This is a genomic window from Dyella sp. 01L423, assembly GCF_056399945.1.
Map to the genome: position 1 here is coordinate 1,364,653 of NZ_JBFTSI010000001.1, position 24,261 is coordinate 1,388,913.

At 65.0% G+C, this 24,261-nt stretch carries 22 protein-coding genes; 14 read left to right on the forward strand and 8 right to left on the reverse strand.

Going from position 1 to position 24,261, the window contains the following annotated elements; genetic code table 11:
- The first annotated feature begins 29 nt into the window (after positions 1-29).
- The 6 genes from AC1DMY_RS06240 (at position 30) to AC1DMY_RS06265 (ending at position 5,872) form a co-directional block, all read left to right on the forward strand.
- Positions 30-968 carry an AraC family transcriptional regulator gene (locus AC1DMY_RS06240; protein ID WP_477164089.1) on the forward strand — a complete coding sequence of 313 codons (939 nt, stop codon included), beginning with the start codon at positions 30-32 and terminating at the stop codon, positions 966-968.
- Positions 969-1,035: 67 nt separating this feature from the next.
- A complete protein-coding gene (locus AC1DMY_RS06245) occupies positions 1,036-1,629 on the forward strand; it encodes an HAD family hydrolase (RefSeq protein ID WP_477164090.1) in 594 nt (197 codons plus the stop codon).
- Between the two features lie 78 nt (positions 1,630-1,707).
- Positions 1,708-2,481: a sel1 repeat family protein gene (locus AC1DMY_RS06250; RefSeq protein ID WP_477164091.1), complete on the forward strand. Its 774-nt coding sequence runs from the start codon at positions 1,708-1,710 to the stop codon at positions 2,479-2,481.
- A gap of 156 nt (positions 2,482-2,637) precedes the next feature.
- On the forward strand, positions 2,638-3,435 hold the full coding sequence (locus AC1DMY_RS06255; RefSeq protein WP_477164092.1) for a lysostaphin resistance A-like protein: 798 nt from the start codon (positions 2,638-2,640) through the stop codon (positions 3,433-3,435).
- A 39-nt stretch (positions 3,436-3,474) separates the two neighbouring features.
- Complete coding sequence (locus AC1DMY_RS06260) at positions 3,475-4,182, forward strand: DUF4386 domain-containing protein (RefSeq protein WP_477164093.1); 708 nt, start codon at positions 3,475-3,477, stop codon at positions 4,180-4,182.
- Positions 4,183-4,402: 220 nt separating this feature from the next.
- Entirely contained in the window at positions 4,403-5,872 is a 1,470-nt protein-coding gene (locus tag AC1DMY_RS06265) for a S10 family peptidase (RefSeq protein ID WP_477164094.1), read from the forward strand.
- A 69-nt stretch (positions 5,873-5,941) separates the two neighbouring features.
- Here AC1DMY_RS06265 and AC1DMY_RS06270 read toward each other — a convergent pair whose 3' ends face one another.
- The 6 genes from AC1DMY_RS06270 to AC1DMY_RS06295 all read right to left on the reverse strand — a co-directional run bounded on the left by AC1DMY_RS06270 (position 5,942) and on the right by AC1DMY_RS06295 (position 14,993).
- A complete protein-coding gene (locus tag AC1DMY_RS06270) occupies positions 5,942-6,961 on the reverse strand; it encodes a TraB/GumN family protein (RefSeq protein WP_477164095.1) in 1,020 nt (339 codons plus the stop codon).
- A gap of 177 nt (positions 6,962-7,138) precedes the next feature.
- On the reverse strand, positions 7,139-8,722 hold the full coding sequence (locus AC1DMY_RS06275) for an inorganic phosphate transporter (RefSeq protein ID WP_477164096.1): 1,584 nt from the start codon (positions 8,720-8,722) through the stop codon (positions 7,139-7,141).
- A gap of 134 nt (positions 8,723-8,856) precedes the next feature.
- Complete coding sequence (locus AC1DMY_RS06280) at positions 8,857-10,287, reverse strand: aldehyde dehydrogenase family protein (RefSeq protein ID WP_477164097.1); 1,431 nt, start codon at positions 10,285-10,287, stop codon at positions 8,857-8,859.
- 23 nt (positions 10,288-10,310) lie between these two features.
- Positions 10,311-11,954 carry an acetolactate synthase large subunit gene (locus AC1DMY_RS06285; protein ID WP_477164098.1) on the reverse strand — a complete coding sequence of 548 codons (1,644 nt, stop codon included), beginning with the start codon at positions 11,952-11,954 and terminating at the stop codon, positions 10,311-10,313.
- Positions 11,955-12,037: 83 nt separating this feature from the next.
- Positions 12,038-13,420, reverse strand: a complete 1,383-nt coding sequence (gene xseA / locus AC1DMY_RS06290) for an exodeoxyribonuclease VII large subunit (RefSeq protein ID WP_477164099.1) — start codon at positions 13,418-13,420, stop codon at positions 12,038-12,040.
- Between the two features lie 118 nt (positions 13,421-13,538).
- The gene (locus AC1DMY_RS06295; RefSeq protein ID WP_477164100.1) at positions 13,539-14,993 is read right to left on the reverse strand and encodes a phospholipase D-like domain-containing protein; all 1,455 of its coding nucleotides are present in this window, start codon (positions 14,991-14,993) and stop codon (positions 13,539-13,541) included.
- A 118-nt stretch (positions 14,994-15,111) separates the two neighbouring features.
- On the opposite strand from AC1DMY_RS06295, the gene AC1DMY_RS06300 reads away from it, so the two are divergent.
- Positions 15,112-17,055 (forward strand): acetyl-CoA hydrolase/transferase C-terminal domain-containing protein, encoded by a 1,944-nt coding sequence (locus AC1DMY_RS06300; RefSeq protein WP_477164101.1) that lies wholly within the window; start codon positions 15,112-15,114, stop codon positions 17,053-17,055.
- Between the two features lie 9 nt (positions 17,056-17,064).
- Here the strand turns inward: AC1DMY_RS06300 and AC1DMY_RS06305 are convergent, their stop codons facing one another.
- On the reverse strand, positions 17,065-17,802 hold the full coding sequence (locus tag AC1DMY_RS06305; RefSeq protein ID WP_477164102.1) for a Crp/Fnr family transcriptional regulator: 738 nt from the start codon (positions 17,800-17,802) through the stop codon (positions 17,065-17,067).
- A 177-nt stretch (positions 17,803-17,979) separates the two neighbouring features.
- On the opposite strand from AC1DMY_RS06305, the gene ispG reads away from it, so the two are divergent.
- From ispG to AC1DMY_RS06340, 7 genes are all read left to right on the forward strand, one after another.
- Positions 17,980-19,236: a flavodoxin-dependent (E)-4-hydroxy-3-methylbut-2-enyl-diphosphate synthase gene (ispG, locus tag AC1DMY_RS06310; protein ID WP_477164103.1), complete on the forward strand. Its 1,257-nt coding sequence runs from the start codon at positions 17,980-17,982 to the stop codon at positions 19,234-19,236.
- A gap of 7 nt (positions 19,237-19,243) precedes the next feature.
- Positions 19,244-19,975, forward strand: a complete 732-nt coding sequence (locus AC1DMY_RS06315; protein ID WP_477164104.1) for a class I SAM-dependent methyltransferase — start codon at positions 19,244-19,246, stop codon at positions 19,973-19,975.
- Positions 19,929-20,225: a DUF1905 domain-containing protein gene (locus AC1DMY_RS06320; protein ID WP_082121039.1), complete on the forward strand. Its 297-nt coding sequence runs from the start codon at positions 19,929-19,931 to the stop codon at positions 20,223-20,225. Before AC1DMY_RS06315 ends, AC1DMY_RS06320 begins: the two co-directional genes overlap by 47 nt.
- Positions 20,226-20,326: 101 nt before the next feature.
- The gene (locus tag AC1DMY_RS06325) at positions 20,327-21,145 is read left to right on the forward strand and encodes an HD-GYP domain-containing protein (protein ID WP_477164105.1); all 819 of its coding nucleotides are present in this window, start codon (positions 20,327-20,329) and stop codon (positions 21,143-21,145) included.
- 73 nt (positions 21,146-21,218) lie between these two features.
- A complete protein-coding gene (locus AC1DMY_RS06330; protein ID WP_477164106.1) occupies positions 21,219-21,620 on the forward strand; it encodes a DUF350 domain-containing protein in 402 nt (133 codons plus the stop codon).
- A gap of 6 nt (positions 21,621-21,626) precedes the next feature.
- Positions 21,627-22,088 (forward strand): hypothetical protein, encoded by a 462-nt coding sequence (locus AC1DMY_RS06335; RefSeq protein WP_477164107.1) that lies wholly within the window; start codon positions 21,627-21,629, stop codon positions 22,086-22,088.
- 3 nt (positions 22,089-22,091) lie between these two features.
- A complete protein-coding gene (locus AC1DMY_RS06340; RefSeq protein ID WP_477164108.1) occupies positions 22,092-23,195 on the forward strand; it encodes a glutathionylspermidine synthase family protein in 1,104 nt (367 codons plus the stop codon).
- Positions 23,196-23,213: 18 nt separating this feature from the next.
- Here AC1DMY_RS06340 and AC1DMY_RS06345 read toward each other — a convergent pair whose 3' ends face one another.
- Complete coding sequence (locus AC1DMY_RS06345; protein WP_477164109.1) at positions 23,214-24,173, reverse strand: GlxA family transcriptional regulator; 960 nt, start codon at positions 24,171-24,173, stop codon at positions 23,214-23,216.
- Positions 24,174-24,261 lie beyond the last annotated feature (88 nt).

A 24,261-nucleotide genomic window follows, 5' to 3' on the forward strand; every position in this document is an offset into this window, starting at 1 on the left:
CTCGTCCTGTAGAAATGGAACCTAAGTCCATGAATAAAAACCCTTCCATCCTTGGCTCCTCGGCACGCCTGGCGCAAGATCGCGAGGAATTGACAGCCATCGTTGAACGATTGGCGGTTGCGGACGGCTTGCACACGACGGTATGGCCGGCCCTGACGCTGTTTCGCGCCAACTCGGTCGGCGTGCCGACCTGCGCCATGTACGGCCCGGGTCTTGGGCTGGCGCTGCAGGGGGCCAAGCAGATCCTGCTCGGCCAGCAGACCTTCCTGCATGAGCCGGCTACCTACATGGTCAATGCCGTGGATGTGCCGGTGTCGTCGCAGGTGGTGCGGGCGTCGGACGATGCGCCATGTCTGTGCCTGACCTTTCGCCTGGACCTGCAATGCATCCGTGAGCTGCTGCCCGGCGTGCAGTTGCGTCGCAGCGCGGTCGTCTCGGCGCCCGGCCTGTCCATGAGTCCGCTCGATGGCGAACTGCTCGATCCGCTGCTGCGCCTGGTGCGTCTGCTAGGCACGCCGCGCGACCTGGAGGTGTTGGGGCCGCTGATCGAGCGCGAACTGCTGTATCGGCTGTTGACCGGCGAGCAGGGCGCGCTGCTGGCGCAGATCGCCACGTCCGGCAGCCAGGGTCACCAGGTGTCGCGTGCCATCGACTGGCTGCGGCAGCATTACGACGAGCCCTTGCGCATCGATGAACTGGCGATGCGCGTCAACATGAGCACCTCATCGCTGCATCACCATTTTCGCGCCATTACCGCCATGAGTCCGCTGCAATATCAGAAGCAGCTGCGTTTGCACGAAGCGCGTCGCTTGCTGTTGTCCAGCCAATGCGACGTCGCCACCGCGGCGCACCAGGTGGGCTATGAGAGTCCCTCGCAGTTCAGTCGTGAATACAGCCGCCAGTTTGGTGCGCCGCCCCTGCGCGACGTGGCGCGTCTGCGGCTGGCGGACACCGAGTCGGTCGCCTGAAGACACTTGACGCCCGCGCCGCAGGCATCGAGCATGCGCCGCGCAGGCAACACGGCAAGGGAGTGCCATGAATCTCGCTTTGTTCGACTTCGATGGAACCATTACCACCCGCGAGATGTTCCGGCCCTTTTTCGAGTTTGCCGTGTCGCCGCGCCGGCGCGCCTTTGGCGGTGCGCTGCTCGCCCCGATGGTGGCCGGCTACAAGCTTGGCTGGATATCGCCCAATCTCATGCGGCGCAGCGCGGTGCAGATGGGTTTTCGTGGCGTGTCCGAAACGCATGCATTGGCGCGCGGCGCGCAATTTGCGCGCGACGTATTGCCGGGTGTGCTGCGCCCGCAGGCGCTGGAGCGGATCCGCTGGCACAAGGCGCAGGGTGATCGGGTAGTGGTGGTGTCCGGTGCGCTGGACGTCTATATGTCCCATTGGTGCCGCACGCATGAGCTGGAGCTGCTGTGCTCCCAGCTCGAATCACGCGACGGCCAGCTCACCGGGCGCTATCGCGGCGAACAATGCGTGAATGCGGAGAAAGCGCGCCGCGTCCGCGCCGCTTATGACCTGGCCGCCTATCCGGTGGTGTATGCCTATGGCGATACGCCGGAGGATCGCCACCTGCTCAGCATCGCCCATCGCCGCTATTTCCAGTGGCAGGAGATGAGTTGATCGAGGCTCTTCACACTGCGTGAATGGGACGGGTCATGAAATACACCAGAGAGGTCAAGGCACCCTCGGGAGGCACTCATGAAGACGCAATGGATCGGCATCTTGGTTGTCGCTGTTCTTCCGCTTTCTCTCCCAATGGCCCATGCAGCAGCCATGGAGGACAAGGCCTCGCAGGAGGTACTGGCCGCCATGGATCGCACCTCGACCTGGGGGCACCCCGATCAGTACGGCGAATTCGTCGGCATGCAGGCCTACGCCAGCGGCAACTATGCCAAAGCGATGAAGTATTTCGAGATGGGCGCCCGTTATGCCGACAAGCTGTCCCAGCTCAGCATTGGCCTGATGTATCTCCATGGCGAAGGCGTCGCCAAGGATCCTGTCACTGCGTATGCCTGGCTGGCGCTGGCCGCAGAGCGGAAATTCCCGCGCTACATGGCCACCCGCGACGCCGTGTGGAATCAACTGGGCGACGAACAGCGTCAACGCGCAAGCGCGCTGCTCGATCAACTGTCCGGCGAATACGGCGATGCCGTGGCAAAGCCGCGCATGGAGCGGGCGTTGCGGGAGGCGAGGACTGAAATGACCGGTTCATTGCTTGGCTTTGGTGCGTCGGAGGTCAGCTCGGTAACAGTGGCCCAATTGGCGGCAGCCGATCCCTCGCTGGCCCGCTTTTCAGGGCCGTCGCCAGCCTGTGGGGCAGCTTCCATCGATGGCGCTCCCATCACGGGTTGCGGGAATATTTACGTGGCCTGGCGCTGGGACCCCAAGCAGTATTTTCGCATTCGCGATGCGGCCTGGTACGGCACGGTTACCGTGGGAGAGCTGGAACGGGATCAGGGCATAGCGCACTGACGCTGCGGTTCTCTGATCAAAGACGTTGTTTGATCGCCCAGTCTTCGACGATCGCCCGGGCGCGGGCGGGCGAGGCTCTGCCCCAAAGGTCATTCTTGCGGTGAACCACGGGCCGGAGTGAGAGTAAGGCGTTCGTCCCATCGGCCAGGAGGGCATATGCAGACGTCGCATTCCGCAGTTGTTTGGGTCAAGGCGGTCGTAGTGATAGCGGTGCTGTTCGCTGCGCTGTCCGTGCGCGACCTGGCTTTGATGCTGGGCCTGAAGATTCCCGGCTTGCCCATGCCGTCCTTCGGCGGCTCCAGCATGGACAACCTGCTGGCGGTATTGCTGGCGCTCGTTGCATTGCTGGCCTTGCGGTCACGGCAGGCTGGGCAATCCGTTCCGCGCCTGTTGGGTCTGCGCTCCAATGGATGGAAGGCGCCGCCGCTGGTGCTGCTTGCGACGTTGCCGTTCTGGATCGGATGCGCCGTCACCGGCAAGTTGCAGGCGACCATCGATTGGCGGGACATCCTGTTTACGGCGCTGCTGTTTCCGCTGGCCGAGGAACTGGTGTTTCGCGGCTTCGGTTTCATCTTCGTACGCCGCGGCCTCGGCTGGCGGATGCTGCCGGCCGTGCTGATCCAGGCCTTGGTGTTTGGCTGGGTGCATTGGGTGGGCATGCAGGACAGTGAGCTGGCGCTCCAGGTCTTCGCCATCACCTTCGTCGGCGGCATCGTGTTTGCGGTGCTCGACGCCATGGATGGTTACACGCTGTGGTGTGGCCTCACTTTCCACTGCTCGCTCAATGCCGCATGGGATGTGTTCGACGTCGCGCCCTCGGCCGCCACCGGCTGGCTGGGCAATGGCCTGCGTGTCTTGAGCGCAGCGCTGGCCATCGTGCTGGTCTGGACGCTGAGGCGTCGGCAGACGAATGCCGCGCGATCAACGCCGATGGCGGTTTCCGCATCCCGATAGTCTGTACGATGACTCACGCATCTCTGGGGAATGCTTCCAATGGCAAAGCTCAAGCGTGACGCACGCATCGCGGGTCTCATCTACCTCGCGCTGACGATCACGGCGCCGTTCCGGCTGATCTATATCCCCAACACGCTGTTCGTGCATGACAACCCGGCCGCGACGGCGGGCAATATCGCTGCGCACGAGTTGTTGTTCCGGCTTGGCATCTTTGGCGATCTGCTCACCGGCGTGATCAGCCTGCTGCTGACGTTCACGCTGTATCAGCTGTTCAAGGGTGTCAACAAGACCTTGGCGGGGCTGATGTTCGTGCTGGGTTTCATGGATACGCCGCTGTATTTTTTCAACGTGCTCAATGATGCGGCGGCACTGCTGCTGGTCAAGGGCGGCCCGATTCTGGCGGCGTTCGAGCAGCCGCAGCGCGAGGCGCTCGCGGCGCTGTTCCTGCGTTTGCACGGCATGATGATCTCGTGCGCCGAGATGTTCTGGGGCTTGTGGCTGTTCCCGCTGGCGCTGCTGGTGATCCGTTCGCGCTTCCTGCCGCGCTTTCTCGGTTACTGGCTGATTCTCAATGGCTTCGCTTATCTGGCGTTGTGCGTGACGGGCGTGGTGGTGCCGGCGTACGAAGGCCTTGCCGCCAACGTGGCCTTTCCGCTGCAGTTGGGCGAGCTTGCCTTCGTGTTGTGGCTGGTGGTGATGGGCGCGCGGCCACGAGCCGCCGCCACCGAGGCCGCCACGCCGGGCTAGGGCTCGCATCGCAAGGTCTTGACCCTGTCTTACGGCACTGGTGACCCGGTGCCGATTTGACGCATCTATGGTGTTTCGCCCGCGCGATTGCCGGTCGAGTCCCATGAGTCCCTGCGTGAGAGTGTCAATGAATCCAGATTTGGCTGTACGAGGTCGTTTCGCCCGTGTGGGGCGTGGAGCTGCGTGGTGCGCAGTCGGTGTTTTTGCGCTGGGCCTGGCGTTGTCGCCCTGGTCTGCCAAGGCGGCCGAAGGCAAGGACGCCAAGCCCGCGGCAGAAGCCGCTGACAAGAAATCCGACAGCGATCTGCCGCCGCTGCCGGCCGACAAGACCATCAAGCAGAGCGTGCGTGTGGGCGGCCGTACGCTGTCCTACGAGGCGACCGTCGGCACCATCGAAGTGCGCAACGCCAAAGGCAAGAAGATCGCCGACGTGGTCTACACCTCGTACGTGGTGCCGGGGAATGACCCGCACCGGCCGGTGACGTTCGCCTTCAACGGCGGTCCGGGCGCGTCGTCGGTGTACCTCAACATGGGCGCCATCGGTCCCAAGCGCATCCAGTTCGGCGTGGACGGCGATGCGCCGTCCGATGCGGCGATCACCAAGGACAATCCCAACACCTGGCTCGACATGAGCGACCTGGTGTTCATCGATCCGGTCGGCACGGGCTTCTCGCGCTCGCTGGAAGACGATGAGCAGACCAAGAAGGATTTCTACTCCACCGAGGCCGACATCAAGTATCTGTCGCGCGTGGTCTACGACTGGCTGGTCAAGCACGGCCGCCTGCGCGCGCCCAAGTACGTGATGGGCGAGAGCTACGGCGGCTACCGCGCCCCGCGTATCGGCTATGAGCTGCAGACGCGCATGGGCGTGGGCGTGAACGGCCTGGTGATGGTGTCGCCGTATCTCGATCCGGCCGCCATCGGCGATGGCGATGCCTTGTCGCCGCTGCCGTGGATGATCAACCTGCCGTCGATGACGGCGGCGCACCTGGAAAGCCAGGGCAAGCTCACGCCGGCCGCGATGGCCGATGTTGAGACGTACGTGCGCACGCAGTTCGTCACCGACTTCCTGGCCGGCCGTTCGGACCCGGGCGCGATCGGTCGCATGGTGCAGAAGGTGTCGGCGTATACGGGTCTCGATCCGGCGGTGGTGTCGCGCCTGGATGGCCGTGTCGATATCGCGACCTACCTGCGCGAAATCCATCGCAACGACAAGAAGATCGGCAGCGTCTACGACTCCAACGTCACCGCCTTCGATCCGTTCCCCGGTTCGGCCGATCGCCAGTCGGGCGACCCGATTCTCGAAGCGCTGCTCGCACCGACCACCAGTGCGATGGTGGATTTCGTGACGCGCGAAGTGGGCTGGAAGACGGATGCGCACTACGAGGCGCTGTCGTACGCCGTGAACAAGGCCTGGGACCGCGGCAATGCCGATGACAAGCCGGTGGCGGACCTGCGCAAGGCGATCGGCAACGATCCGAACATGAAGGTGCTGATCGTGCACGGCTACAACGACTTGTCGTGCCCGTTCTTCACTTCGCGTCTGATCATCGACCAGATGCCGACGTTCGGTCAGGCGCAGCGCGTGAAGCTGTCGGTCTATCCGGGCGGCCACATGTTCTACAGCCGTCCGGGCAGTGCTGAGTCGTTCAAGGCCGATGCGGCTGCGTTGTACCGCGGCAGCAAGTAAGCCAGTCGGTACGTCACGAGAGGCCGCGCTTCGACAAGAAGCGCGGCTTTTTTATGGCGATGGCAAACCTCAGAGCAGGCTGTTTTCCGGCGAGCGCACGATAAAGCCGCGCGCTTTGAGCTTGGCCAGATAGCCGTCCGACGACAGGAGCTGCTCCATCGACAGCACGGCCACCGTTTGCCGGTTGCGGATGAGCGCGGCCTCGGCCGCATCCATCCAGGCCGCTTCGATGCGCTGGGGCAGGTCGGGGATATTGAGCTGCTGTTCGAAGTCGCCATTGATGGCCGAAACAATGCACGGCTCATAGCTCTTTTGCGGCATCAGGCCCTGCAAGGTCTTCATGTCGCCGGTAGCCCAGGCGTTGGCGCGCTGCGTGAGCTTGGGCATGTCGTGCTCGACCAGCTGCATGGTCTCGTCCAGGCAGGCGATACCCTTTTGCTGGTCCTGATCGATGCTGGTGCTGGGCGGCGCCCGGGTGACCAGCAGTTCGTAGCGCACGGCGATGATGCGGTTGCCATGCTTGCGCGCCAGCTTCTCCACCATGGCGGCCACGTCGATATCGTTGGTCAGGTCGTCCTTGGCGAGCGCTTTCTCATAGAGCTGCTGGGCCACGATCATCGGGCGCATGAATTCCAGCGCGTCGTCGTCTTGCAGATACTCATGGCGCAGCGCGAGCCAGCGCGCATACATCTCCGGCGGCAGCAAACGCTGCAAGGTGGCGCCGCCCGGATTGAGTTTGGCGGACGGCTGCAAGGCAAGACGGGAAAACAGGCTGGGCGGCATCCTCAGGCGTGCCGAAGGGGCTTCGAGCAGTTCGGAGGAACGCCCCAGTGCTTGCTCGAGCTTGGTCCATTGCCACTCGGCATGCTTGGGCAGCGGCGACAGCGTGCCGACGATCCACAGGACATGGTCACCGCGCCGCACTTCCCATAGCGCTGGGCCGGGTTGCTCGCCGCGTACGGTCACGGTTTGCAAGTCGACCGCCGCCGCTGGCGCAGGCGTCGTGGCGGCCGGGGAGGAAGTGTTCTGTGCCTGCGCGCCGCTGATAAACAGCAAGGCGCTCAGCCATAAGGCGGTTTTCGCGTGCATCCGGCAAGCTCCTTGAAAGGACGCGACGGCTAAAGCCCGCCAAGGCGGGCTCCCTGTGTCCATGATAGCCGCGCTTGCGACGCCCGATACGGTGTGCGGAGGCGGCCATGGCCATCCGGCGTGGACGGTCGGTGCACTCCGGAGGGCGCCGAAACGACGCCCTGACTACCTAAACGCTCAAAAGACCTGGCGGAAGACAATGTACAAGCCGCCCGCCAGCAGGATCGAGGCGGGCAGGGTGAGGATCCAGGCCATCAGCAGGTTGCGCACGGTGGCCCATTGCAGGCCCGAACCGTTCGCCGCCATGGTGCCGGCCACGCCCGAGGTGAGTACGTGCGTGGTGCTGACCGGCAGGTGGTACATGTCGGCCGCCTGGATCAGCGTCATCGCCACCAGCTCGGCGGATGCGCCCTGCGCATAGGTGAGGTGCTCCTTGCCGATCTTCTCGCCCACCGTCACCACGATGCGCTTCCAGCCCACCATGGTGCCCAGGCCCAGCGCGAGCGCCACGGCCACCTTCACCCAGGGCGGGATGAACTGGATCGCCTGCGTGCCCAGTCCACGCCAGCTGGTAAGCGTGGCGGTCTGTTCCTTGCTGAGCCCCGGCTGGGACAGCACCAGCGGAATGGCGGCGTTGGCCAGATAGATGTCGTTGCGCACGTTGCCCATCTGCTCCGGCGGCACCGATTTCAGCGACGTGCGATTGCCGACTTCGTGGTCGATCTGCGCGATCAGCTGAGCCAGCGCCGGCGCTGTATTGGGCTGCGCCGTGCGCTGCTGCACGGCCGTGGTGACCACGGCGCGCGGGTCGCCATCGAAAGTGATACTACCGGCGATGCTGCCGAGCACATGCTGCGTATCCACCGACACCTGGTGGAAGGTCTTCACCTCGCCACCCGACACCGCACCATTCAAGGCGTACGCGGTAGGCACCGTGCCGATCAGGATCAGCATGATCAGGCCCATGCCTTTCTGGCCGTCGTTGGAGCCGTGACTGAAGCTCACGCCGGTACAGGTAAGCACGAGCAGGGCGCGGATCGGCCACGGCGGCGGCTTCTTGCCTTCGGGGGCGCGATAGAGCGCGGGAATCTTCACCACCGCCTTCAACAGGTACATCAGCAGGCCGGCCAGCAGGAAGCCGGCGATGGGCGAGAACACCAGGCCGCGGAACACATTCATGGCGGCATCCCAGTTCACGCCGCTGGTGCCGCTGTGACCGGAGATCAGCTGATTGGCCAGGCCCACGCCGATGATCGAACCGATCAGCGTGTGCGAGGAGGAATTGGGCAGGCCGAAATACCAGGTGCCGAGATTCCACAGGATCGCCGCGATCAGCAGAGCGAACACCATGGCGAAGCCCGCCTGTCCGCCCACCTGCAGGATCAGCTCCACTGGCAACAGCGAGACCACGGTGAACGCCACCGCGCCGGAGGACAGCAGCACGCCGAGAAAGTTGAAGGCGCCCGACCAGATCACCGCCATATTGGCCGGCATGGAGTTCGTATAAATCACAGTGGCCACCGCGTTGGCGGTGTCATGGAAGCCGTTGACGAATTCGAAGCCCAGCGCAATCAGCAGGGCGACGCCGAGCAGGAGGAACGGCGCGAGCGATTGGGAGCGGACCACCGAGAGGTCCTGGACCAGATGGAGTCCGGCGTAACCGGCGCCAATCAACAGGATCACTCCGAAGATCAACGCGAACAGTCGACCCGATCCCTGGCGTGCTGGTGCGGTGGAGACGACTGCGGCTTCGGTCTGCATGACATGCCCTCGGTGTCGGTCTCCCGCAAGCTAAGCACCGGCGCAAGACAGATACGTGACAGCCAGAGGGCGTTCCGCCGTGCCTGCACGGATCAGTGGCTGGGCGCGGCGGCTGGCCGGATCAAAGGGGAATATCAGCGCTCGCGCATCACCATCAGGCGCACCTCGGTCATGTCCTCGATGGCCCAGCGGATGCCTTCGCGGCCGATGCCGGACAGCTTCACGCCGCCATAGGGCATGTTGTCGACACGGAAGCTCGGCACGTCGTTGACGACCACGCCACCTTGTTCCAGCTCGTTCCAGGCGCGCATGGCGTGGGCCAGGCTGTCGGTGAAAATGCCGGCCTGCAGGCCGTATTCCGAATCGTTGACCAGGGCCACGACCTCGTCGAATTTCTTGAACGGCGCGAGCAGGGCGAACGGGCCAAACGCCTCGTTGCGATAGGCCTTGGCGCTGGTGGGCACGTTTTCCATCAGCGTGGCTTCGAGCATGGCGCCGTCGCGTTTGCCGCCGCACAGCAGCTTGCCGCCGGCCTTGCGTGCTTCCTCGATCCAGCCCTGCAGGCGCTCGGCGGCGGCCTCGTCGATCATCGGGCCAAGGAAGGTGTCTTTCTTTTTCGGATCGCCGGCCTTGAGCTTTTTCACTGCTGCCACGAGGCGCTTCTTCACTTCGTCATACAGCGATTGGTGCACGTAGATGCGCTGAACGCTGATGCAGCTCTGGCCGGACTGATAGAGCGCGCCGAACACCAGGCGGTCGATCACATAGTCCATGTGCGGGCCTTGATCCGCATCGACGATGCATGCAGCGTTGCCGCCCAGTTCCAGCGTCACCTTCTTGTGGCCGGCGCGCGCTTTCAGATCCCAGCCGATCTGGCTGCCGGTGAACGAGAGCAGCTTGAAACGTGGGTCTTCCACCAGCGGATTGGCATGCTTGCCATCGAGCGTTAGCACCGAGAAGGCGCCCTTGGGCAAATCGGTTTCGGCCAGCACCTCGCCAATGATCAGCGCGCCGATCGGCGTGCGTTCGGCGGGTTTGAGCACGAAAGGGCAGCCGGCGGCGATGGCCGGGGCCACCTTGTGCGCGACCAGGTTCAACGGGAAGTTGAACGGCGTGATGAAGGACACCGGCCCCAGCGGCACGCGCTTGGTGTAGCCGTGATAGCCGTCCAGTCGCTTGGCGATCTCCAGGTTGATCGTTTCGCCATTGGTGCGTACGGCTTCTTCGGCGGCAATGGTGAAGGTTTCGATCAGGCGTTGCACTTCGCCGTCCGAATCCTTGATCGGCTTGCCTGCTTCCACGCATAGCGCGTAGGCCAGCTCCTCGCGTCGCTCCTGGAAGCGTTGCGCGCAATGCTGCAACACCTGTTGCCGCGCCCAGGGTTTGAAGTCCTGCATGGGCCGGGTGGCTTTCACCGCGGCGGCGATGGCTTTCTCGGTAGCCTTGGCGTCGGGTACGCACACACGCGTGGCGACCTTGCCGCTGTATTTGTCCAGCACGTCCATCATTTCCTTGGACGTCTGCGGCTGATTGGCAAGGTAATACGGATAACTCTTGGCGAGCACGGATGACTCCAACGCGTGGACGCTCAGACGGCGGCGCTGAGCTTGGGAATTTCTTCGTTGAGAATGCGGTGATTATCCGAATAGTCGATCATCAGATCGATCAGGTGTACACCGCCGGCGTTGAAGGCGCGTTCCAGCGTGGGCAGGAATTCCTCGGCGCTGCCGGGGCGGTGGCCGCGTGCGCCGTGCGCTTCGGCGAAGGCGACGAAATCCGGATTGCCAAACTGCATGCCGTAGTCGGCGTAGCCCATCTCGGCCTGCTTCCAGCGGATCATGCCGTAAGCATCATCGCGCAGCAGCAGGATCACCAGGTCCTGCTTCAGGCGCACGCAGGTTTCCAGCTCCTGCGCATTCATCATGAAGCCGCCATCGCCGCAGATGGCGAGCACCTTGCGCTCGGGATAGACCATCTTGGCCGCCATCGCCGATGGCAGGCCGGCGCCCATGGTGGCGAGCGCGTTGTCCAGCAGCACGGTGTTGGGTTGGCGGGCGCGGTAATAGCGGGCGTACCAAAGCTTGTACATGCCGTTGTCCAGGCATAGCACGCCATCGTCGGGCATGAAGCGGCGCGTGTCGTCGACCACGCGCACCGGATGCATGGGGAAACGGTTGTCGCAGGCGTGGTCTTCCAGTTGTTTGTGGAACGCGTCGCGCACGCGATCGAAATAACTGAAGTCCCAGTGCTCCTGCGCCTGCAGCGCATCGGTGAGGCGTTCGATGGTGTGCGCGATATCGCCCACCACTTCGATCTGCGGGAAATAGACCGCGTCCACTTCCGCGCTGGAGAAATTGATGTGGATGACGGTGCGCCGCCCCTTGCGCATGAAGAACGGCGGCTTTTCCACCACGTCGTGGCCAACGTTGATGATCACGTCGGCGGCGTCGATGGCGCGATGGACGAAGTCGCCATCGGAGAGCGCCGCATTGCCGAGCCAGAGCGGGTGATCCTCATCGACCACGCCCTTGCCCATCTGGGTGGTGAAGAACGGGATGCCCAGCTTGTCGATGAAGTCGCGCAACGCCACGGTCGTGCGCTGCCGGTTCGCGGCAGCGCCGATCATCAGGATGGGATGCCTCGCGCGGGTGATCGCTTCGGCGGCCTGCACCAGTGCGGCATCGTCGGGTGCAGGGCGGCGCGCATATTCGGTGGGCAGCAGGACGGCGTCTTCGACGGTGTCGCGCGCAATGTCTTCCGGCAGCTCCAGATGCACCGCGCCGGGGCGTTCTTCCTCGGCGCGGCGAAAGGCTTCGCGGATGCGGGCCGGTATGGTCTGGGCCGATACGATCTGGCGCGTGTACTTGGTCAGCGGCTGCATCATGTCGACCACGTCGACCAGCTGGAACAAGCCCTGCTTGTGTTCGCGGATCGGCTTCTGGCCGGTGATCATCATCATCGGCATGGCGCCGAGTTGGGCGTAGGCAGCGGCAGTCACCAGATTGGTGGCGCCGGGCCCCAGGGTGGAAAGGGCGACGCCGGCTTCTCCGGTGAGTCGTCCCCAGGTGGCGGCCATGAATCCGGCGGCCTGCTCATGGCGGGTCACGATCAGGCGAATGGAGGAGTCGCGCAGTGCTTCGACGAAGTCGAGATTCTCTTCGCCCGGCACACCGAAGATGCTGTGCACGCCCTCGGCTTCCAGTGCTTTCACGAACAGTTGCGCCGCCTTCATGCCTCGCTCCTCGTGCTGAAGGCGCTGAGCATGCGGCAGGGATCGTTCACGTCGCGTGAGGCGGCGACGCGCCCGGGACGCGGCTAGCGCTTGCTGGTGGAATCGTCCTTGCGCACGACCACGGGCAACTCGCCATCAGCCAATCGTGCGCGCAGCGGCGTGCCTTCGCCGATACCTTTGGATGATCGCACCACCACGCCGTTTGCATCGAAAATAATCGAATACCCACGCTCCAGCGTGGCGAGCGGGCTGATCGTGTGCAGGGCGCGACCGGCCTGTCGCAAGTTGAGGCGGTCGCGCTCGATCCTGCGTTCGATCGTGCTGAGCAAGCGCTGCCGCAGTTCGCCGAGCCGACGCTCGATCAGCATCAGGCGCAGCCGCGGATGTTGTGCGATCAACCGCGCATGGGTGCGCTCCAGCGCAGTGCGCTGTCGCTGCGATTGTTCACGCTGTACGCCGAGCAGGCGCCGATGCAGATGCAGCAATCGTTCGCGGTCGCGCGCAAGCCGTGCCTGCGGACGCTGGGCCTGCAGGCGGGCGAGCAGATGGTCCACGCGCTGGATGCGTGCCTGCAGGCGACGCTGTTCGAGTGTGGTCAGGCGCTGCTGCAGTTGTTGCAGATGACGACGCTGGGCGATCGCATCGGGCACCAGCAGTTCGGCTGCCGCCGAGGGCGTGGGTGCACGCAGATCGGCCACGAAATCCGCGATGCTGAAGTCGATTTCGTGACCCACCGCCGACACCACCGGCACGGCGCTGGCGTAGATCGCCCGCGCCACCTGTTCGTCGTTGAAGGCCCAGAGATCTTCCAGCGATCCGCCGCCGCGCGTCAGCAGCAGCACGTCGTAACGCCCGCTGCCCGATGCCTTGCGCAACATCTGCACGATGGCGGGCGGCGCTTCGCGACCTTGCACGGGCACGGGCAGCACGTCGACCTCGGCCAGCGGCCAGCGCCGCGACATCACGCTCAACACGTCGCGGATGGCCGCACCGGTGGCCGAGGTGATGACGCCGATGCGTCGCGAGTAACGGGGCAGGGCACGCTTGCGCGCCTGGTCGAACAGGCCCTCGGCATCCAGTCGCGCCTTGAGCTGTTCGAATTCGCGCTGCAAGGCGCCTTCACCGGCGGGCTCCATGTGTTCGGCCACCAGCTGGAATTCGCCGCGTGGCTCGTACAGGCCCACCCGCGCCCGCACCAGCACATGCATGCCGTCGGCGGGACGGAATTTCAGCCAGGTGCTCTTGGGCCGGAACATGGCGCAGCGCACCTGGGCGCCGGCGTCCTTCAGCGTGAAATAGATATGTCCGGACGCCGGTCGGGCGACGTTGGACAGCTCACCCTCAATCCAGATCAGCGGCAGCGCATCTTCCAGCAGATCCCGCACCAGCCGGTTGAGCGTGCTGGGCGTGAGGATGTGGCGCGGCGGACCGGCCTGGTCGTTGCTGGTGTCGTCTGGCGAGCGCATGAAGGGGTGAGCCTAACATGAGTTTCCGGCTGGCGAATGCAGGGATTACATCTGCTTGGGCCACTAAGTGCAGCCTGGGACTCAGGCATGCCGCCTATCTATATGGTTACGCTTAAGTTCATGCTTGATCATCGGGCTCGCCGGCTAGCTGCTTATGCCGGCGCCGCGTGCGCCAGGCCCGGATGCCGAAGTTGAGCGCGAACCACGCGGCCACGACGCCCAGCGGCCAGGCAATGACAGCGGGCCACAGGATAGCCACCACGGCGATGACCGCAAGCACCAGGGTGCCGATGATCAGCGGCCCGGACGCGGTGTCGCCCAGCACCCGCCGATCGGTCAGCGCGGCGCCCACGGTGTTGGCGATGCGCAGCGCGCCGGCCGCTGCGCGTCCTGAGCTGCCCCCGACATGGCGCGGGCGCTGCGCGGGGCGGGTATGGCTTTGCACATGCTCCGCCTGGCGCCGCCAGCGGCTGGGCGCCAGCACGATCTCGGTCGCGTTCTCCAGATCGCGCTCGTACTGCGCCGCCAGTTGTTCGGCAAAGCCGGTGTCTTCGAAGGCCACGTCGATCTCGCGGTTGCTCAACCAACTGGCCACGTTGAGGTTGGATGAGCCCACGCGCGACCACAGCCCATCGGCCACGGCGGTCTTGGCGTGCAGCATCGAGCCATTCCACTCGAACACGCGAACGCCGGCCTTCAGCAAGGGCCGGTAGCCCGAGCGCGACATGCCCGCCACCACGGGGATATCGCTGCTGCCCGGCACCAGCAGCCGCACGTCCACGCCATCGCGAGCGGCCGCGGCCAACGCCTGCACATAAGGGGCGATGCCGACGAAATAGGCGTCCGTCAGCCATAGCCGCTCGCGCGCCATCGCGGCAATCAGCTGGTCGAGGCGGTACATGCCGGCGGTTTGCGGTTGGGTGGCGATCAAGCGCAGGGCCACCGAGCCGGCCTCGCCAGCGGCTGGCGCAACCGTGAAAGGTCCCAACGGCGTGCCGATGCTGGCCCAGCTTTCGACGAAGGCGTTCTCTAGTTCGGCCACGACCGGGCCGCGCAAGGCAACGCCGGTATCGCGCCAGGGCGCCACCTGTTGCGACGGATCGCCCAGCCATTTTTCGCTGATGCATACGCCGGATAGAAAACCGTGCTGCCCATCGACCACGAGCAGCTTGCGATGATCGCGGCTCACCCAGCCGAACGGCCTGCCCAGCTGCGGCGGGTTGAATGCGCGCACTTGTCCGCCGGCCGCGCGCAAAGGCGCCCAAAAGCGATCACGCGACTGGCCCTTGCAGCCCAGCCAGTCATAGACCACGGCAACGAACACGCCGCGCTGCGCACACGCCACCAGCGCCTCGAGAAACTCGCGACCGACGGCGTCATCGCGAATGATGTAGTTCTCAAGCAGCACGCGCTGCTTGGCGCCGCGAATGGCAGCCAGCCAGGCTTCGTAGTGCGCGGCGGCATCGATCAGCAACCGGGCATGGTTGCCGCCCATCAGGGGGGCGCCAGCGGCTCGGCTCAAGGCCTGTTCGGCCAGCAGACGAGCGTGGGTGGATGCGGTGGGCCGGTTCATGGCGTCAGTAGGGCATGTCGGCGTGGCTTCTTCAAGCCGCATTCACTTGGGCCATGCGACCAATACGTTTCATCATCCGGTCATGTCGCTCCCATGAACTCTCTGTCATGTTCGCTCCATGTCGCCTGAGCAATGCCATACCGACACCGAGGCGTGTGCGCAGCAGATCGCTGAGCGGATCGGTCCGGATCTGCGTGTCGCCGCGCCGCTGGGGCTGGGCAAGCCGCATGAGCTTCTGAACGCGCTTTACCGCTTGACCAAGGCGGATACGTCGCGTTCGCTGGCCCTCTATACGGCTTTGTCGCTGACGCGTCCGCGCCCGGCGCCCGGGCTGGAGGCGCGATTTGTGGGACCGTTCGCGGAGCGCCATTTCGGCGCCGACGCCGTGGACCCCGAATACGCGGTCGACCAGGCACGCAACCAGTTGCCGTCCAACGTTGCCGTGCACGAGTTCTACATGCAGTCGGGTGCGCTGCTGCATGCAGGTGGCGCGCAGCGTAATTACATCAGTCAGAACTACACGCACGTGGCGCGCGATCTGGCCGTGCAGGACATCAATCTGCTCGTGCAGCTGGTAGCTCGGCGCGAAACGCCCGAGGGCGTGCGCTACAGCCTTTCCTGCAATCCGGATCTGACCTTCGACTTCATCGATCGCGTGGTGCAGTCGGGCAAGCCGCGACCCTTGTGCGTGGCCGTGGTGCATCCGGATCTGCCGTATATCACCGGCCATGCGGAAGTGCAGCGCGATTACTTCGATGTCGAACTGCACACTGCGACGGCGCCGCCCTTGTTTGCCGTGCCGCGTCAACCGATCGATCTGGTCGAATACGCGCTGGGCATCCACGCCAGTGCGCTCGTGCGCGACGGCGGCTGCCTGCAGATCGGCATTGGCGCCTTGTCCGATGCACTGGTCTATGGCCTGCGCTGGCGGCAGGAAGACAACACGCAGTGGCGACGGGCTTTGGTGGCGCTCGATCCGCGCGGCGGCACGCACGCCCTGGCGGCACGCATGGGTGGCCTCGCGCCCCTGCGCGCCGGCTTGTACGGCGCCAGTGAAATGGTGATGGATGGCTTCATGCACCTGCAGCGCGCCGGCATCCTCAAGCGTCGCGCCTGGGACAATATGGCGATGGAGCGTGCCGCCGCCTGCGGCCGGCTTTCACCGGAAACGCCGGGTGGCCATTATCTGCGTGGCGCCTTTTTCCTCGGCACGCGTGAGCTCTATCGCTGGCTGGCCGAACTCGATGCGACCGATCCGGATGCGCTCGACATGTGCCGCGTCTCCAACGTCAATCAACTGTACGGCGACCACCAGATGCTTGCCTCGTTGCAGCGGCGCGGCGCACGTTTCTTCAACACCTGCATGATGGCGACCTTGCTTGGCTCGGCCGTATCCGACGGCCTGGAAGACGGTGAAGTGGTCAGTGGCGTCGGTGGGCAATACAACTTCGTGGCGATGGCGCATGAACTGGCCGATGGTCGCTCCATCCTGCTGCTGCGTTCCACCCGGCAAGGGCGTGGCGGCGTCGAGACCAATATCCGCTGGAACTACGGACACACCACCATTCCGCGCCATTTGCGCGACTTGTTCGTCACCGAGTACGGCATCGCCGATCTGCGCGGCAAGACGGACAGCGAGTGCATCGAGGCCATGCTTTCCATCACCGATGCGCGCTTCATCGACGCCTTGTGTGCGGAGGCGAAATCGCACGGCAAGCTCGCGGCGGATTTCCAGGTGCCCGAGCGTTGGCGCGACAACCGGCCCGATGTCTTGAAAGATGCGCTGGCACCGTGGCAGGCGAAAAACCTGCTGCCGCTGTTTCCTTTCGGCAGCGATTTCACCGAGATCGAGCAGCGCCTGCTGCCAGCACTGCAGTGGCTGAAGCTACGCGGCAGCACCTGGCGTGGCAAGGCAGAAGTGCTTCGCGCGGCCATGGCGCCGGGAGCGCCGGTAGGTGGCGAGGACGAAGCACTGGATCGCATGGGGCTGGCTCGTCCGGGCAGTCTCGGCGATCGCTTGCAGCAGCGCTTGCTCAAGGCCGCCCTGCGCAGGACGGCCTGAGTTTTCAGCTCAATGCATCAGCAGCGACAAGCCCTGTTCGCGCAAGGCCGGCAGGTTGAGCAGGTGCAGGCCCTGGCGATCGGCACGAACGCATCCGCGCTCGCGCAAGCGGCCCAGCAGACGGCTGACCGTTTCGGTGGTCAGGCGCAGGTGGTTGCCGATATCCGCGCGCGACATCGGTAGCGGCAGATAGTCCGCCGGCAGGCCGAGCATCACGCGGCGGTCGCGCAGGTCGACCAGGAACGCGGCAAAGCGCTCCTCCGCCATGTAGTTGCCGCTGCTCAACTGCAGGCGCGAAATGCGCTGGCTCGCGGACTGCACCAGATGCCACGGCACTTCGGGCTGCAGGCTCGCCATATGGCGGACGGCGGGGTAGGGGAAGCGGCAGAACTGCGTCTTGCCCAACGCCACCACGGCGTTGTCGTGCACTTTGCGCTCCATCGCGTCGAGACCGATCATCTCACCTGGGAGGTGGAAGGCCAGTACCTGTTCGCGGCCGGCCACGTCCACTGCCACGGTTTTGGCCATGCCGGTCTGCACGGCGTAAAGCGCGCGGAACGGCGACATCGGGCGATAGAGGTATTCGCCAGTGCGCAGTGGCCCGATACGTTCAGCTATATGACGCAATCCTGACAGTTCGGGCCGGTCATAACCGCTGGCCTGGCAGACGGCGGCGTGGCCGCAGCCGGCGCAAGAAGGTGAAGGAGCCATGCGCTGGGCGCCGTCCTGACGATGAGTCTGAAGCATGGGAGGGCACTCCTTTGTCGTGCGTGGGGCAGGACTTCATGATCCTCGCTCAAGCCGTAAGAGTGGTTCCAATGTGCGGTTTTGCCGCATCGCATGCGCCTGTGTGACGCTTGCTAGGGAGCATCCGGCCGTTCGGGTATCCTTTGCGTGTTGCCGCCCCAGAACCATGACCTGCTTATGAGCGACTCGACTTCTACCCCGCGTCACGCCCAGTCCGCCTCGCGCCGCCCCAGCGTCGGCGTCAAGATCGGCAAGATCACGGTGGGCGGCGGTGCACCCATCGTGGTGCAGTCGATGACCAATACCGATACGGAAGACCCGGCCAGCACTGCCAAGCAGATCGCCGAGCTGGCGCGCGCCGGTTCGGAGCTGGTGCGCATCACGGTGAATACGCCGGCGGCTGCCGCAGCCGTGCCGCGCATCCGCGACAAGCTGGCCATGATGGGCGTGGACGTGCCGATCATCGGCGACTTCCACTACAACGGTCATCAGTTGCTTGAAGCGGAGCCGGCCTGCGCCGAGGCACTGGCCAAGTACCGCATCAATCCGGGCAACGTCGGTTTCGGCAAGAAGAAAGACAGCCAGTTCGCCTCCATCATCGAGATGGCGCTGCGCTACGAGAAGCCCGTGCGCATCGGCGCCAACTGGGGCTCGCTCGACCAGAGCATGGTGGCCATGCTGATGGACGAAAACCACCAGCGCGCCCAGCCCTGGGATGCCTCGCACGTGGCGCGCGAAGCGTTGATCCGCTCGGCGCTGGACTCGGCCAAGCGCGCCGAGGACATCGGCCTGGCGCGTGATCGCATCATCCTCTCGTGCAAAGTGTCTGGCGTACAGGAGTTGATTGCGGTCTATCGCGATATCGCCGAACGCTGCGACTACGCCTTGCACCTGGGTCTCACCGAGGCGGGCATGGGCTCCAAGGGCATCACCGCCTCGGCGGCGGCGCTGTCGGTGCTGTTGCAGGAAGGGATTGGCGACACCATCCGCATTTCGCTCACGCCCGAACCCGGCGCCTCGCGCACGGGCGAGGTCATCGTAGCCCAGGAGCTGTTGCAGACCATGGGCCTGCGCGCGTTCACGCCGCTGGTTACTGCATGCCCGGGTTGCGGCCGCACCACCAGCGAGTTCTTCCAGGTGCTTGCGCGCACGGTGCAGGATCACGTGCGCGAACAGATGCCGCTGTGGCGCGTGAAGTACGACGGCGTGGAAAACCTCACGCTGGCCGTGATGGGCTGCGTGGTGAATGGTCCGGGCGAATCCAAGCACGCCAATATCGGCATTTCGCTGCCGGGCAATGGCGAGGCGCCGTCGGCGCCGGTCTTCATCGACGGCCAGAAGGCCATGACCTTGCGCGGCGAGCATATCGCCAGCGAGTTCATCGGCATCCTCGACAACTACGTCGCCAGCAAATACGCCAGCCGCGCCGGCTGAGCCATCCATGGCGGCCGGCACGAGCGAGGCGCTGATACTCGATGCATGGCACGCCAACGCGCAGGCGTGGGAGCGTGCCGTCCGCGAGGGGCGCATTGCCAGCCGCAAGCTGGTCACCGACCAGGCCATCGTGGAAACCGTATTGTCACGTTCGCCGCGCACGGTCATCGACCTCGGCTGCGGCGAAGGCTGGCTGGCGCGGGCGCTGGCCCGCGAAGGCGTGCAGGTATTGGGCCTCGATGCGATTCCTTCGCTGGTGGCAGCGGCGCGGGAGCAGGGCGGCGGCGACTTCCGCGTGATCTCCTATGACGAGGTGGCCGCGGGTGCGCTGACCGAGCGCGCGGATGTGGTCGTCTGCAATTTTTCCCTGCTGGGCGGCGCCTCCGTCGACGCGCTGCTGGCCGCCGTGCCCGCGCTGCTGGAGCCGGGCGGCGTGCTGCTGATCCAGACCCTGCATCCGTTGATGGCCGAGGTGGGGCCTTATGCCGACGGCTGGCGCGAAGGCTCCTGGGCGGGCTGCGGCGACGGCTTCGAGCAGCCGGCGCCCTGGTATTTCCGCACCCTGGGCAGCTGGGTTTCGACCCTGGAGGCGGCCGGTTTGACCCTGCTTGGCCTCAAAGAACCGATTCACCCTCACACCGGACGGCCCGCGTCCGCTATCTTCTTGGCAGGGGCACGTCAGGGGGACGGGGATGAACAGGCATCGCGCCGTAGCGTTTCGCGCCACCGTACAGAATGATCACCAGCGGCCGTGGCTGGTGCCGCTGCCGTTTGATCCGGTCAGCCAATGGTCGACGCCAGCCAGGCCGCTATGGAAATGCGGCCACGGTCACCGCGTGCGCGGCAGCGTCAATGGACGCGATTTCCGTGGTGCCGTGGTCGAGCGCTCGGGAACCTTCTGGCTGCAGCTGGAAGAATCCTATGCGGCCCTGGTCGGCCTGGTCGCCGGCCAGTTCGTCGACGTGCTGATCGAGCCCGAGGATGCCTGAGTAGTGTGCGCCGTGCGACAACTCGGCAGACACCTGGACGGTATGCTCGGGCCGGTGGAGCGCGCGCCGGCGGTGCGGTAGCGACTCGTGCAGGAGCGGCAGTGACGGTCAAACCGCAAGTTCGCATCGTTGCCATCTATGTCTCGGTGGCCTTGTTGTGGGTGCTCTTTTCGGACCGCCTGCTGTTTTCGCTCAACTTCGACGAGCGCACCCTGAGCCTGCTGCACACCATCAAGGGGTGCCTGTATGTGCTGGTCACGGGGGCGCTGCTGTATTGGCTGATCGGACGAACTGTGCGCCGCATGGATCGCCTCAACCATCAGCTGTTCAGCGGCAACGAGCAGTCGCTGCGCGCCTTGGTGTCGGCGATGGACGTGCGTCACAAGGAGACGCGCGATCACTCCGAGCGGGTCATGCGCATGACCGTCGCGCTGGCCCGTCGCGTCGGGCTCGAAGGCGACGCGCTTCGGCATGTGCGCTTCGGCGCCTTGCTGCACGACATCGGCAAACTCGCGCTGCCCGATGCCGTGCTGATCAAGCCCGGTCCGCTGACCCCGGAAGAAATAACCTTGATGCGCACGCATACGGTGCTGGGCCGGGACCTGCTGATGCGCACCGCCTTCCTGCGGCCAGCCATCGACATCCCCTATGCGCATCACGAGCGCTGGGATGGCACCGGCTACCCGCGTGGCTTGCGCGGTGAAGACATTCCGCTGGCCGCGCGCATCTTCAGCGTGGTCGACGTGTGGGACGCCCTGAGTTTTCCGCGCGTATACAAGCCGGCGTGGCCAGAGCCGGAAGTGATCGACTACCTGCGCAACGCGGCTGGCGGGCAACTCGATCCCGGCATTGTGGGGCTATTCCTTGATCACTACGATGAGCTGAAAGCGATCGGCCTGGAGCAGTTGCAACTGGACTGAGGCAGGGCGCGACGGCCATGATGGCCACGCTACACTGACAAGGACGCCCGGGATGGGCTGGACAGGGGAAGTTATGTTGCCGGATCTTTCGACGCTGCCCGCGTTCGCAGCGTATTTTGGTTTGGGTGTGCTTTTTCTCGTGGTGTTCTGCACCGTCCATATCTGGCTGACGCCGCAGCGCGAGATCGCGCTGATCCGACACGGCAACCAGGCCGCGGCGATCAGTCTCGGCGGTGCCCTGATCGGTTTCGTGCTGCCCTTGGCCAGCGCCATGGCGCACAGCGTGAACCTGGTCGATCTCGCGCTATGGGGACTGGTGGCGCTGATCGTCCAATGGCTGGCCCATCAGGCGATCCATCTGCTTATCCGCAACCTCGCCACGCAGATCGAGGAAGACAACCGCGCCGTCGCCATCTTTGCGGCCGTCGTTGCCATCGCCGTCGGCCTGGTCAACGCCGCTGCGATGACCTGGTGACCGGCCATGAGCGACTTCGACAAGAACGATCCTTTGCGTGGACTTCGTGTGGGCGTGAAGCCGCCGCAACGTCCCGATGCGACGTTTCGTCCCCTGCCTGCGCGTAACCAGAAGCGCTCGATGGCGGTGCCGTTGATCGCGCTTGGCGGCGCGACCCTGGTCGGTTTGTCCGTGCTGGGGCATGGCCAGGATGTGCAGCGCAATCGATATGGCAGCTACGAAGACTGCGTGCACGACTATTCCACCGGACAGTGCGAGATGGATACATCGGTCAGCGGCTCGGGCGGCTTGCACTACTACGGCCCGTGGTATCGCAGCGGCGGTGCGGGTGGCTCACAGGATCCGGGACCGGGGCGGATGCGCAGTTCATCGGCCAGCGTCGCGTCCTTCAGCGCGCCCTCCAGCGTGGAGCTCGGCTCGCGCGGTGGCTTTGGCTCGTCGGGGCGCGTTTCAGCGCGGGCGAGCTGATCGATGCGACGCGAAACCGGTGCACCGCGCAGCGATTGGCAGCAGCGACTGGAGTCGCTGGGCTTCACCTTTCACACGATCGACGGGCAGCCGTACTGGCGTGAGGATGTGCATTACGCCTTCGAGGCCGACGAAGTCGACGAGATCGAGGCCGCCACCAACGAGCTGCACGCGCTATGCCTTGAGGCTGTCGACCGCGTGGTGCGAACGGGGCGCTATGCGGACCTGGGCCTGGGCGATCGCGCCGCGGCGCTGATCGAACGCAGCTGGTGGGATCGCGAGCCGGCGCTGTACGGGCGCATGGACCTGTCCTATGACGGCAGCTCGCCGCCGCGCCTGCTGGAATACAACGCCGATACCCCGACCGCACTGTTCGAGGCATCGGTGGCCCAGTGGTACTGGCTGGAGGATGTCGCCAGCGCTGCCGACCAGTTCAACTCCATCCATGAAGCGCTGGTGGCGCGTTGGGGCACGCTGCCCAAGGCTTCGCAGGTGCACTTCGCCGCGTGTTACGACAGCGCCGAAGATGCGCTGACTTGCGACTATTTGATCGATACCTGCATGCAGGCCGGTCATCGCACGACTGCCTTGGACATTGAGCAGATCGGCTGGTCTGGCAAGGATTTCATCGATCTGGACAACGCCCCGATCGAACGGCTGTTCAAGCTCTACCCATGGGAATGGATGCTGGCCGAGCCGTTCGCCGAACACTTGCCGCAGACCCGCCTGCGCTGGTTCGAGCCCGCCTGGAAGATGGTGCTGTCGAACAAGGCGATCCTGCCGTTGCTGTGGGAATACTTTCCCCGTCATCCGAATCTGCTGCCCGCCAGCCGTCGCCGTGCGGATGTCGAAGGCGCCGTGGTGCGCAAGCCGTACTGGGGCAGGGAAGGCGCCGGCGTGGTCGTGCTGGGCCGGGACGATGCCGGTGGCCCGACCAGCGAGCCCTGCATCTATCAGGCATTCGCGCCGCTGCCGGTGTTTGACGGGCGGCACGCGCTGGTGGGCTCGTGGGTGGTTGGCGATCGCGCCGTGGGCATGGGCATGCGCGAAGACGTGGACGCCATTACGCGCAACACCAGCTGCTTCGTGCCGCATCTTTTTCGGTGATCAGTTGACCAAGGCGCTTTACTCGCGCGGCGCGCTGAAGGCGCGACGATAGTTGGCCGGTGATACGCGATAGGCGCGCTGGAATTGCTGCCGCAGGGTGACGGGCGAGCCCAGGCCGATATCCGCGGCGATGCGTTCCAGCGGGCGTCGCGTGGTCTCCAGCAGGCGTTGCGCTTCCGCCAGGCGTTGCGACAACAGCCAGTCGCCGAAGCTGCCGCCGGTCATTTGGCGGAAGTGGCGGGTGAACGTGCGCCGGCTCATGGCGGCCTTGGCGGCGATGGCATCGAGATCGTGCGCCTCATGCAGATGCCGTTGAACGTGTTCCAGCAGGCGCGCCATGCGGCGGTCGGCCGGCGCCTCGGGCACCGGTTTTTCGATGAATTGCGCTTGACCGCCGCGCCGTACCGGCGGCACCACCATGCGACGCGCAATGCGATTGGCGACTTCGGCGCCCAACAACTGGCGAACCAGATGCAGGCAGCAGTCGATCCCGGCCGCCGCGCCTGCGGATGTGACGATATTGCCTTCGTCGACGTACAGGACGTCGGCGTCGACCTGGATGTCCGGAAACTGTTCCATCATCGGCTCCGCCCAGGCCCAGTGCGTGGTGGCGCGGCGGCCGGCGAGCAGACCGGCATGCGCCAGCACATAGGCGCCCATGCACAAGCCAACCACGCGATTGCCGCGCGCAACCGCCTTGCGCAGCTGTTGCAGCAGCGCGGCGGGAGGGATTTCGTCCGGATCGCGCCAGGACGGCACGATGATGATGTCCGAGCGAGCCAGCTCATCCAGGCCGTAAGGCGTGCCGATGGTGAAACCTGCAGCGCTCGAGATCTGCTCTCCTTCGGCCGAACACACGCGCAGGCGGAACGGCGACGCGCCTTCCGGCGTGGGCGACTGGAACACCGCGCATGGCACGGAAAGATGGAAGGGGAGGATCCCCTCAAAGGCGACGACGGCGACACGGATGGTGCGCATGACCTGATTAGCCTGTTGGCCCGATATCATCGATAGTTGTCCTTCGGGCCACTCGCTGGCAAGTGCCGGTCGACGCACCATCCACACA